We start from the raw sequence: 12103 nt of genomic DNA, 5'->3' as shown, positions 1-12103 counted from the left end.
TTACGCCTCCTTCTTTCCGGCTCCTACGGCCAGATGATTGATCTGATTGGCCATATATCCGGCCCCGAAACCATTATCGATATTCACCGTAGCCATGCCCTCCGCGCAGGAATTGAGCATGGTCAGAAGGGCGGAAACACCGCCAAAGGATGCGCCGTAGCCAACGGAAGTCGGTACTGCAATGACCGGATTTTCCACGAGTCCAGCCATCACGCTTCCGAGAGCGCCCTCCATTCCGGCCACAGCCACCACGCAGTTGGCCTTCCGGATCTCCTCGGTCCGGGCCAGCAGCCGGTGGATTCCGGCCACGCCCACATCAAAAATCCGATCCACCCGGCTTCCGAAAAACTCTGCCGTCAGAGCTGCTTCCTCCGCCACCGGAATATCCGAAGTACCTGCTGTGCAGACAGCCACCATACCTACCTGCTCCACGGGATGGTCCATCAGCATGATAATCCGCGCTTCCGGGTGATAGATCAGCTCCGGGAAACGCTCTTTCAAATAGGTATACTGCTCCGGTTTCACCCGGGTTCCCATCACGTTGGAGCCCATTTTCTGAAAGCTGTGCAGAATCCCTTCGATCTGCTCTGCTGTCTTGCTCTCGCAGTAGACCGTCTCTCCGTAACCGTTACGAAGCTGTCTGTGATGGTCCAGATTTGCGTAACCCAGATTCTCATAGGGAAGCTCCTTTAAAATCTCTTCTGCCCGGGACAGTTCCATTTCCCCAGTCTTTACTTTTTCCAAAAGTTCTTTTATCTCCATAATAGACAGTTCACCTCTTTTTCGATAGGGCTATCTTACCATCTTTTCTGAAATTCAACAACTTGATCTTAACTCCAGACCGGAAAAAACTATTACAGACCCCTCCGTAAAAAATATCTTTTGAAGACAAAAAAACTGCCGCCGTGAGACGGCCACTCGAAAAATGGTCTGTCTCACGGAGCAGTTTTTCATTCTCTTACCAGTACCGTCTCGCTGCCACCGGAGTGGAGTAATAGGCGTTGGAAATGATGATTCCGCTGGCGGAATTGGCTGCGTGGACGATCTGTCCGCCGCCGATGTAGAGGGCTACATGGTCGATGCTTCCGCTGGAGGAATAAAAGAGGAGGTCGCCGGCCTGAAGGCTGTCAAGGCTCACGGAAGTTCCGCCGGAGGCCTGGGAAGCCGCCGTTCTGGAAAGGCCGATGCCGAAGTTGGCAAAGACAGACTGAACAAAACCGGAGCAGTCGGCGCCGTTGGTCAGGCTGGTGCCGCCGTAAACATAGGGATTACCCACGAACTGTACCGCGTAGGAAGCGATCTGCTGACCAAGATCTGAGGATGAGGAAGTATCTTCCGTTGCGGGAGCTTCTGTCTCAGGAGCGGAAGTTTCAGGCTCCGTGTAGGGCGCATCGGTCTCGGGCGCTGAAGTTTCCGGCTCCGTGTAGGGCGCGTCCGTCTCTGGGGCTGAAGTTTCCGGCTCGCTGTACGGCGCGTCGGTTTCCGGGGCACTGGTCTCGGGTTCCGTGTAAGGCGCGTCGGTCTCGGGAGCACTGGTCTCGGGTTCACTGTAAGATGCGTCCGTTTCCGGTGCCTCGGGCTCTGTGTAAGAGTTATCCGGCTCGCTATAGCTTCCGTCCGTCTCAGCTGTGCTGTTGTCCCAGCTTTCATCCCCGGAGGTATCTGTACTATAATCCTGACTTCCGTCCGCTGTCGAAGTGTCTGTATTTTCCTCGGAATAACCGCTGTCATAGCTATCGCTGCTCTCCGTATAGCCGTCATTTCCGCTTCCGGCAGCCACAGAGCCGGTATCAGAGCTGCTTTCACTGTCATAGGAAACCGGCTCCGTATACTCTGCCGCTTTCTCCACGCCATAAATCGCACCCTGGCCGGAGCCCTCGCCGGTCTCAGAAGTATCTGCCTGATTTCTCAGACGATCCTGCTCCTCTTCCAGAGTCTCTGCCACGGGATAGCAGGTGAGATAATCCGCATAGTAGGCGTTGATATAACCCTCCGTACCGTCATCTGCCACGATCTGAATCCAGGCGCCATTATCATAGGAAACTGCATCTACCTCGTCGGCCTGATGAACGCTTCCCACTGCCGTGCTCTCCTCGCTTTTTTCAGAACGAATATAGAGCTCCTCCGGATGAATCCGGGCGATGTGATACTGAACCTTCTCCGCGATAGCCGAGGCCTCATCCCCTGTCACCAGATAATCCGCCTTCACATAACCAAAGGCGTTGCCGGAAGTGATCTGATACCAGTCGCCCGTTTTGGAAATGATCGTAGCCGCGTTATCGTTATAGATCTTCGCAACAACCTCACTGTTTTCGTCGGGTTCCTGTCGGATGTTAATATATTCCTCGCACTGGGCAAAAGCCAGCTCTCCGGTCATGGAGGTGTCCGTCTCCGCCGCCAAAGCTGTCACGCCAGATGTGTGGCAGGCGATCCACCCTGTCACCAGACAGAAAGACAGGGCCCTCGCCAGATTTTTTCTTATCACGATGTCATGCCTCCTTGCTTTCAAGTTAAGCATCAAGCCACAAGGAAAATCAAGCCTATTGCAAATAAATTTGCATAGTCTTCCTTTTCCTTGTGTTGATGCTCTGAACCATTTATTACAAAATTGTTACAAGTGGCATTTTACCGTCCCAATGTGTCAGAAATTTGATAAAAAAATTAAAATACTCTTAAGGGGTTGGCTTTTCCTCTCCCAAATACATAAATGGTAAGAATAATTCTTTTAGAGATTCTGATTTGGACCAGTCAATTTTTGAGATAAAAGCCCCAAAGGATCTCATGGCATTTTGCGGATTTCGAATGCTGAAAAAAGTTCCGACCGTAGCTTTATTAGCCTTATTGATCTTGTTTAATTCAGGAGCTATCCTATCTTTCAGGGAATCAATAAATGGGATCACGCTCCAAATCAAAGCTGCTTCTTCCGGAATATCTTTTAAAGCATTGATGATTACTCTTTCCAGTGCCCCTTTTTCATTTACCGGAATAATCAAAAGATATGTATGAACACTCTTCGGCTGTCCAAATGAATCCGAAATTTTGTTATTCACCCACTGCCCGGCTTTCATCGACAAATTTTTAAATGAATGGTTGATTGCTCTTCCTATTCTTGCATCCGAATCCTCATCTCTGTCTGTAACAACCATCAGAGAATCTATATCCTGCAAAATTATCATATCATTGATCCGATACTCTTTCACAAAGCCTGCAAATTTGCCATTGCCGCCAACGCCGCACAGAATCAGCTGATTTTCGCCCTTGGAAAGGCTCTCGATGTGCTCGTGATCATCAATAGGAGTCACTCCAAGTTTATTATCATTTTCATGCTTCCAGCCATATACATTTTGCAGGAAATAACTGATCAACTGTACATCAGATACACCTTCTACAAGTATTATTTCTGTCATAGGCGCACCTCAAAATTAAATACTTTTCTGTTATCGTGAACGTATTTCCCTGTAACATTTCGAGCAGCTATATTGCTGCCATTATCCGAATCCACTTTTTTTAATGTAATCACCTTTATCGGATCATGGCTGGCATTAGCCTCTTCATAATCGCCGTACCTTAAAATGGCATCTATCACCTCGATGTTATGAGTCGTAATAAATAACTGAACATTCAGTTTTTTTGCCAGCGCAAACACAACTGGAAACAATGTATCGTAATACTTCTTATGCAGGCCAGTCTCTATTTCATCAATCAATAAAATGGAATCTGCAGCATCAAACAGCTTATTAAGAATATACAATATTTTTTTAATGCCATCCCCATAAACAGAAAAAGGCATATTTACCCCATTTTTTGTGATAATCGTCTCCAGATAGGTCCCGTCATCTGTTTTCGTATAACAAATATCCGCAATGGAATCATCAAACTGTCTTAAAATATCAATAGCAAGTTTTTTATAATCCGGGTTGTTCACAATATTTTGCAGCAGATCGTAACGCAAATGTCCAAAAGATGCTATATAATACACTTCTTTTTTTACAGAAGGCCCTGAACCCCCGATATCCAAAGACGTGCAGCTGATATCCTTTTTCATTATGTTCTTCCCCGTTTGAGTAATCACACTTCCTTCAAAAATTTTAACAGTTTCAGGAATATAAGCCGACGACCTTTTATACTGTACTTTCTGTCGTGCTGACATGCCTGATAACGGAAGTGCTTCATCACCTGAAACGGTTCTTTCACGACCTCTGAGTTCAAACTCAAGCTTTCCAGCATTGCTGTCTGCACAAATATCAAACTCTAATTGCTCTTTCCTCTGCTCCATATTAAACATTTTAATAAAGGAAATATAAAAGCTATTGCTGTTGGGATTAAGTACTGTTCTTTGATTTATCACATTTTTAATGGAATTTAACTGAGCTTTAGCAAACAGCAGCTCTATTGCTTCCAAAAATGTAGTTTTACCGCTATTATTATCTCCTACGATCAGATTGATATTTGAAAGATCCGAAACTGCTAACTGCTGAATCCCTCTGAATTGATTTATCTCTATTGATTTAAGAAACGCCACTGCTAATCATCCCCTTCAAAATTTTCAAAGCTTATCACCAGTCTTGTGTGTGTAGCCGATGCAATTTTCTGTAAGGTTTCTATTTTCGGAACAACTTTACCATTTAGTATTTTACTGATGTTCGATTGTGACATACTCGTGATCTGACATAAATCTTCCTGCGTAAAATTATTTTCTTCCAAAACTCTTTGGATTTCTTCAGAAACTCCATTTAAAATTTCTCGCAGGGTATTGTTTGAAGTATCTACCGTTTTTTTTTCTGATTTAGAAACAGGCTTTTTTAGATTATTTATTTGTTCAAAAATAGAATTCATATCTTCACTGTTCATCACATAGCCCCCTTCCTATCACAGTATAACATATTTTTTCAGAAAATATACTATAAATTGTTACTTGTAACATATTTTCTGATATTTAACGCAAAATATGTTATTCATGACATATTTTCGTACAGAGCGAGATACGCTATGCAAATCTTGCTCTGATTAGCAGTCGTCAAATGCACTTGCACAAGTGCGTGCATTTTCCTCGTCACTATAGCAAAAAACCGCCCGGCTTTCCTCAAACCAGGCGGTAAAGCATCTTATTTTTTTATACTTCGTAACTGTTCAGTAACTTCGCAGTTACTATACTTCTTCATACTCTACAACGGTCTGCACCTTATAGCGGTACATGAAAAACCAGCAGATCCGCGCCATAGCCAGAGCGACCACAACATCCAGAATGGTATGCTGTTTCAGGAACATCGTGGCGGCGATGATGAGCAGGGTCAGTACCCAGGAGCCCCAGCGCACCAGTTTGTTTTTCCGGAGGGAACGGCTCTCCCAGATGGCCGTGCAGCACATAACAGAATTGAATACATGAAGACTTGGCATCACATTCGTGGGCGTGTCAACCTTGTAAAGCTCCTTTACCAGTTCCGTGAAAATATTGTGCCGTGCAAAGGTGTAGGGCCTTAAGTTCTGTCCGTTCGGGAAAATGTAGGAGACGATGAGAAACAACGTCATTCCGATTCCCATGCAGACAGCAAATTGATAAAACTCTGTCCGGTTGTCGTTAAATAAAGTAAAGTACGCGGCGGTGAGTCCCACATAAGGGAACCACAGAAGATAGGGAAGAATAAAGTATTCACAGAAGGGGATCTTGTAATCCGCCCGCATCTGCAGCATATGTACCTGAACTCCCGTCCGGTGTTCCAAATAGTTAAAAAAGCACAGATAGAAAATCATGTAAGCAAACACCAGACCTGCGTCTTTCCATCTGGATGAATTCATTTTTCTCATAAAAATAAACAACCCCGATTCCTCATACAAAATTTTTTCTCGTTTTCGCATGCATTATAGCACCGGGGCTGTTTGAAATTCAAGACCTTTTCCTTATAATTAAGAAATGTTTGCGATTCTTTCTAATTTCTTTCGTTTTTCCTTACAGGGTCTTAATAAATCTGCCGAAAGCTTCTCTGCCTTCCGGCGTACACTTGTAAACGCCGGCATCCTCGAGAACGCGGACGAAGACCTTTCCGACCTCTTTTTTCAGGATATCATCAATGTTTTCCTCATTGATGTCCGTGTAATTCGGAAGGAACTCATCCACCCAGTCCGCATGCTTTTCGATATCAGCGTTGGAGCGGATATCCTTCTTGTTCAGGATGTAATCCTTCAGAAGCTCCATCTCCTTTTTCAGACGGGCCGGAAGGATCGCAAGACCCATTACCTCGATAAGGCCGATGTTCTCCTTCTTGATGTGATGGCAGTCCTGATGCGGATGGTAAACGCCCAGAGGATATTCCTCGGTCGTGATGTTGTTCCGGAGGGCCAGATCCAGCTCAAAGGTATCGCCCACTTTTCTGGCAATAGGAGTGATGGTGTTGTGGGGCTCGCCGTCTGTCTCGGCAAAAACGAAGGCAGTCTCATCGGTGTAGCCTCTCCACTTATTCAGGATATGCTCTGCCAGGTCGATGAGCCGTGTCTCGTCCTTGCAGCGGATACGGATGACGGACAGAGGCCATTTGACGATGCCTGCCTCCACATCCCCGTAGCCGGGGATCGTGAAAGTCTGCTCCATGGGCGCTTTTGCCATGGCAAAGGTATTATTTCCGCCCTGATAATGGTCGTGGGTCAGAATCGAACCGCCTACGATCGGAAGATCCGCATTGGATCCCAGGAAATAATGGGGGAACAGCTTGATGAAATCGAAGAGCTTCACGAAGGTGGCTCTCTCGATCTTCATGGGCACATGCTCACCGCAGAAAACGATGCAGTGCTCGTTATAATACACATAAGGAGAATACTGGAAAAACCAGTCTGCCTGATTGATTTTCAGCGGAATGATCCGGTGATTCTGTCTGGCCGGATGGTTTACCCGACCCATATATCCCATGTTTTCCTTGCAGAGCTGGCACTTGGGATAACTGCTCTGCTTCATCAGTTTGGCAGCCGCAATGGCCTTGGGATCCTTCTCCGGTTTGGAGAGATTGATGGAAATATCAATATCTCCATACACACTGGGAACAGCCCAGCGAATATCCCGGGCAATACGATAGTGGCGGATATAGTCAGAGTCCTGGGCAAACTTATAATAATAATTTGTGGCCTCTTCCGGAGACTTTTTGTAAAGCTCCCAGAATTTTCCGGAGACCTGGGACGGTCTCGGCAGAAGACAGTTCATCAGTCTGGTGTCAAAAAGATCACGGTAAACGGTGCTGTTCTCCTTGAGGATTCCTGCCTCTGCCGCATAATCCAGCAGATTTTTCAGGATATCTTCCAGTTCTTCTGTCCGGACTTCTTTTCCGGTTTTGTCATTTTCCTGATAATCCTCTTCGCCAAAGACCTCCAAAAGCTGGTTTCTGGTGTAAATCTCTTCTTCCTCTGAAGTAAGACCCGTTGTCAGTCCGTACTGGACCAGCCGGTCGATATTTTCATATAAAACGGTCTTTTCCATGGCTATGCGCTTCCCTTCTCTGCTATTTTTACTGTATTACTCCCAGATGCCTGCTCCGTCGCCGATCTCTACTACATAGAAATCTGCCTTGTAGCCGATCTTCTCCTCGTAGATTTTTCCTACGTTCTCAATGAAGCTCTTCACAGCGTCCTCTTTTAGGATGCTGACGGTGCAGCCGCCGAAGCCAGCTCCGGTCATACGGGAACCGATAACGCCGTCCTGTTTCCATGCAGTATCTACCAGAGTATCCAGCTCTTTTCCGGTTACTTCATAGTCATCACGGAGAGATACATGGGAAGCGTTCATCAGTCTTCCGAACTCAGCCACATCTCCGGCTTTCAGAACCTCTACGGCCCGTTTGGTACGCTGGTTCTCGTAAACGGCATGGCGGGCACGACGCATACGAACCTCGCTTCCGATGGCGCTCTTGTATTTCTCGAACTCTTCCTCGGTCAGATCGCCCAGAGCCTTGATATCAACGACTTTCTGGAGCTCTGCCAGAGCTTCCTCGCACTCTGCGCGGCGCTCATTGTATTTGGAATCGCCAAGTCCGCGCTTCTTGTTGCTGCAGGCGATGACGATCTTCATGCCCTCCAGTTTGATCGGAGCATACTCGTACTCGAGGTTGCTGGTGTCAAGATAGATGGCGTTGTCTTTTTTACCCATGGAAATGGCGAACTGATCCATGATACCGCAGTTGACACCGTTGAAATTATTCTCTGCGAACTGGCCGTAAAGCGCGATGTCAATGTTGGAAACGCCTTCCACTCCATACATGTCACGCAGAGCCACAGCGGTCAGCATATGTACGGAAGATGAGGAAGAAAGACCGGAAGCGTCGGGAATGGTTCCGTAGATCAGCATATCGAAACCGGTATCGATGGGATGGCCTTTTTCACCGAAGGTCCATACCATACCTACCGGATAGTTGCTCCAGCCAGCTTCTTTTCTCGGTTTCAGCTCGTCCAGAGAGCCGGTCAGAACGCCTGCCTTCGGGAAATTGACAGAGTAGAAACGCATGGTGCGGTCGGTTCTCTTGCGGAAAACGCCGAAGGTTCCGATGGTCAGAGCGCAGGGAAATACATGGCCGCCGTTGTAATCGGTATGCTCACCGATCAGGTTTACACGACCCGGTGCAAAATAGGTTTTCAGCTCTCCGCCTTCTCCATAAATCTCATTAAACTTCTGGATCAGTTCCTGTTTCATTTTTAATCCCTCCATTGATATCGTTTAATCTGGTATATAGCACAGGTGAAATCACTTCTCCTGAATACCTGCTTATTTAACCTTCTTTATTGTACCAACTTATTACCATTCTTACCAGTCCCATTTTACCTTTTTTCTCCCCGTTTCCGGTATTCCAGAGGCGTCATCCGGAACTTCTTTTTAAAGAGCCGGTTAAAATAGGACACATTAGAAAAACCCACGTCCATGGCCACTGTCAGCACGTCCTCCTGTCCCTCTGCCAGAGCCCGTGCCGCGAGAGTCAGCCGGTAATCGTTCAGATAGCTGACGAAGGGCACACCCATATGATTTTTGAAAAATTTCATGAAATGCGACTCGCTGAAACCGGAAAATTCCGCCATCTCTTTGATACTTAAGGGCTTTCCGTAATCGACTTCGATTCTCCTGAGAATGCGTTTCATTTTATCCAGGGATTTTTCCCTGCCCTCCTCAGCCAGAGTCGGCTCCACCCGGGAAAACAGAAGAAAAAAGAACTGGAAGAGCCAGCCCTTCACCGCCAGAGGATAGCCCCTGGGGCGCTGCTCTGAGAGCTCGTCCATTTTCCGGATGCACTCCAGCATCTCTTCATGATAAAGAGCGGAACCATCGATCCAGGCAGGATAGAGGAGCTTCCCGTCCCGGTAGGGCTCCAGAAATTTCGGCCCGCAGACATCGCCCTCTTTTGGAAGGAGCATTTCCAGCCGGAAAATGATATTTTCATACTCCATCCGCTCCTGCTGATACTGACGAATGCCGTGAAGCTGGCCCGGAAGAACAATAACCGCCTGTCCCGCTTCCAAAAGCCTGCTCTCCCGGTCCAGCGTCACAAGGCCCCGGCCCTTTTTCACAACAATGAACTCCATCTCCTCATGCCAGTGTACCGGAACACTGGAAAAATCAAGAGGAATCGAGCATAAATAGGTATTATATGGGAACGCTACTTCTGTATGCTTCTTGTCTTCCCTGAAAGTTTCGTATTCAAAATCCCGCATATACACCTCTCCCGTTTGACTATTTGATAGGATTGTACTATATTTGAATAGGATATCGCAAGACTTTTCCGGGTGGAACAGATATAATAGAGCCATCCGTAGAACGGCAGCGCCCTGCCGGAATCTGAAAAAGTAGGAGGAATCATCATGCAGTTGAAAAAATTTATCGAGACAACCTGTAATAAACCGATTTCCGAATGTTCCAACCAGGAGCTCTACCTGGCGCTTTTAAGCTACACCAAAGAACAGATCAAAGAAAAAGAGACACCCTGTAACGACAAAAAGAAACTCTACTATATTTCCGCCGAGTTCCTGATCGGCAAACTTCTTTCCAATAACCTCATCAACCTTGGAATCTACGATGAAGTGGCTCTCCTGCTGAAGGGCAACGGAAAGAGCCTGGCTGAGATCGAGGAAGCCGAGCCGGAACCCTCCCTTGGAAACGGGGGCTTAGGACGACTGGCAGCCTGCTTCCTGGATTCTATCGCTACTCTTGGTCTTCCGGGAGACGGCGTGGGCCTGAACTATCATCTCGGCCTTTTCAAGCAGGTATTTAAGGATCATCTCCAGAACGAGACCCCGAACCCCTGGATTGAGAAAGAGAGCTGGCTTCACAAGACCGACACCACCTACCGCATTGCCTTTGGTGGCACCACCGTTACCTCCCGCCTCTACGACATCGATGTGATCGGCTACAACAACCGCGTCAACAAGCTTCACCTTTTCGATGTGGAGTCCGTAGACGAGTCCATCGTCCGCGACGGCATCTCCTTTAATAAAGAAGACATTGCCAAAAACCTGACCCTCTTCCTCTATCCCGATGACAGCGACGAGGATGGCCGTCTGCTCCGTATTTACCAGCAGTACTTCATGGTCAGCAACGGTGCCCGTCTGATCCTTGATGAGTGTATTGCCCGCGGAAGCAATCTTCATGACCTTCCGGACTATGCCGTAATCCAGATCAACGATACCCACCCGACCATGGTCATTCCGGAGCTGATCCGTCTTCTCATGATCAAGGGCATCACCTTCCATGAGGCAATGGATATCGTGAGCCGTACTTGTGCTTACACCAACCACACAATCCTGGCCGAGGCTCTGGAGAAATGGCCGATGAAATATCTGGAAAAAGTCGTTCCCCAGCTCACCCCGATCATCTATGCACTGGATGATATGGTACGCCGGAACTACTCCGATGAGTCCGTTTACATCATTGACAAAAACAACCTCGTACACATGGCTCACATTGATATCCATTACGGCTTCAGCATCAACGGCGTAGCCCGCCTCCATACGGAGATCCTGGAAAACAATGAGCTGAACAACTTCTATAAGATCTATCCGGAGAAATTCAACAACAAGACAAACGGCATCACCTTCCGCCGCTGGCTCCTGCACTGTGACCACGATCTGACGAAATTCATCACAAGCCTGATCGGCGAAGGCTACAAGACCGATGCCACCGAGCTTGAGAAACTACTGAAATTCAAGGATGACAAGAAGGTTTTAAGCGAGCTTCTGAAGATCAAACAGGCCAACAAGAAAGTCCTGAAAGACTACATCCTGACCACTGAGGGCATCGAGATCGACGACAACTCCATCTACGATATCCAGATTAAACGTCTGCACGAGTACAAACGTCAGCAGCTGAACGTGCTCTACCTGATCCATAAATATCTGGAGATCAAAGCCGGCAAGCTTCCGAAACGCCCCATCACCGCTATTTTCGGTGCAAAGGCCGCTCCCGCTTACATCATCGCAAAGGATATCATTCATGCCATCCTCTGCCTGCAGGATATCATCGACAAAGATCCCGTTGCCAGCAAGTTCCTCCATGTGGTTATGGTCGAGAACTACAACGTATCCAAGGCTGAGAAACTGATCCCGGCCTGCGATATCTCCGAGCAGATCTCCCTGGCATCCAAAGAGGCCAGCGGAACCGGAAACATGAAGTTCATGCTGAACGGAGCTATTACCCTGGGAACCATGGACGGAGCCAACGTGGAGATCCACGACCTGGTAGGCGACGACAACATCTACATCTTCGGCGAATCCAGTGAGGAAGTCATCGAGCACTATGCAAAAGCCGATTACGTTTCCAAAGACTTCTACGAGGCTGATCCGGAGCTGAAAGCAGCTGTGGACTTCCTGGTAGGCGAGGAAATGCTGGCAATTGGCTCTGAGGAGCACCTGACCCGCCTTTATAACGAACTTCTGAATAAAGACTGGTTCATGACCTTCCTTGACTTCAAGTCCTATGTAAAGACCAAGGATCAGGCTTTCAAGGACTACGAGGACCGCACCGCCTGGGCCAAGAAGATGCTCGTAAACATCGCCAAAGCCGGTTTCTTCTCATCCGACCGTACCATCGCAGAGTACAACCGCGATATCTGGCATCTGAAATAAAGCAAATATTTTCTTACAA

At 47.4% G+C, this 12103-nt stretch carries 10 protein-coding genes; 1 reads left to right on the top strand and 9 read right to left on the bottom strand.

Annotated elements, in window-relative coordinates; all coding sequences use genetic code 11:
• From larB to LKD71_RS00665, 9 genes are all read right to left on the bottom strand, one after another.
• The gene (gene larB / locus LKD71_RS00705; protein WP_178046578.1) at positions 1-762 is read right to left on the bottom strand and encodes a nickel pincer cofactor biosynthesis protein LarB; all 762 of its coding nucleotides are present in this window, start codon (positions 760-762) and stop codon (positions 1-3) included.
• A gap of 196 nt (positions 763-958) precedes the next feature.
• On the bottom strand, positions 959-2485 hold the full coding sequence (locus tag LKD71_RS00700) for an NlpC/P60 family protein (protein ID WP_227613967.1): 1527 nt from the start codon (positions 2483-2485) through the stop codon (positions 959-961).
• A 187-nt stretch (positions 2486-2672) separates the two neighbouring features.
• Positions 2673-3407, bottom strand: a complete 735-nt coding sequence (locus tag LKD71_RS00695; RefSeq protein WP_227613966.1) for a DUF3226 domain-containing protein — start codon at positions 3405-3407, stop codon at positions 2673-2675.
• Positions 3404-4522, bottom strand: coding sequence for an AAA family ATPase (locus LKD71_RS00690; protein ID WP_227613965.1), 1119 nt, complete (start codon positions 4520-4522; stop codon positions 3404-3406). The genes LKD71_RS00695 and LKD71_RS00690 overlap by 4 nt, the downstream gene beginning before the upstream one ends.
• Positions 4523-4524: 2 nt before the next feature.
• A complete protein-coding gene (locus LKD71_RS00685) occupies positions 4525-4851 on the bottom strand; it encodes a helix-turn-helix domain-containing protein (RefSeq protein ID WP_227613964.1) in 327 nt (108 codons plus the stop codon).
• Between the two features lie 297 nt (positions 4852-5148).
• On the bottom strand, positions 5149-5805 hold the full coding sequence (locus LKD71_RS00680; RefSeq protein WP_227613963.1) for a phosphatase PAP2 family protein: 657 nt from the start codon (positions 5803-5805) through the stop codon (positions 5149-5151).
• 142 nt (positions 5806-5947) lie between these two features.
• Positions 5948-7462 (bottom strand): UDP-glucose--hexose-1-phosphate uridylyltransferase, encoded by a 1515-nt coding sequence (gene galT / locus LKD71_RS00675; RefSeq protein ID WP_227613962.1) that lies wholly within the window; start codon positions 7460-7462, stop codon positions 5948-5950.
• Between the two features lie 36 nt (positions 7463-7498).
• Positions 7499-8668, bottom strand: coding sequence for a galactokinase (locus LKD71_RS00670; protein WP_227613961.1), 1170 nt, complete (start codon positions 8666-8668; stop codon positions 7499-7501).
• 125 nt (positions 8669-8793) lie between these two features.
• The gene (locus LKD71_RS00665; RefSeq protein WP_227613960.1) at positions 8794-9678 is read right to left on the bottom strand and encodes a helix-turn-helix transcriptional regulator; all 885 of its coding nucleotides are present in this window, start codon (positions 9676-9678) and stop codon (positions 8794-8796) included.
• 147 nt (positions 9679-9825) lie between these two features.
• Here LKD71_RS00665 and LKD71_RS00660 point away from each other — a divergent pair, with 147 nt between their 5' ends.
• On the top strand, positions 9826-12084 hold the full coding sequence (locus LKD71_RS00660; RefSeq protein WP_227613959.1) for a glycogen/starch/alpha-glucan phosphorylase: 2259 nt from the start codon (positions 9826-9828) through the stop codon (positions 12082-12084).
• Positions 12085-12103 lie beyond the last annotated feature (19 nt).

It is taken from the genome of Fusicatenibacter faecihominis (genome assembly GCF_020686945.1).
GTDB lineage: Bacteria > Bacillota > Clostridia > Lachnospirales > Lachnospiraceae > Limivivens > Limivivens faecihominis.
This window is presented reverse-complemented; position numbering and strand designations above follow the sequence as displayed.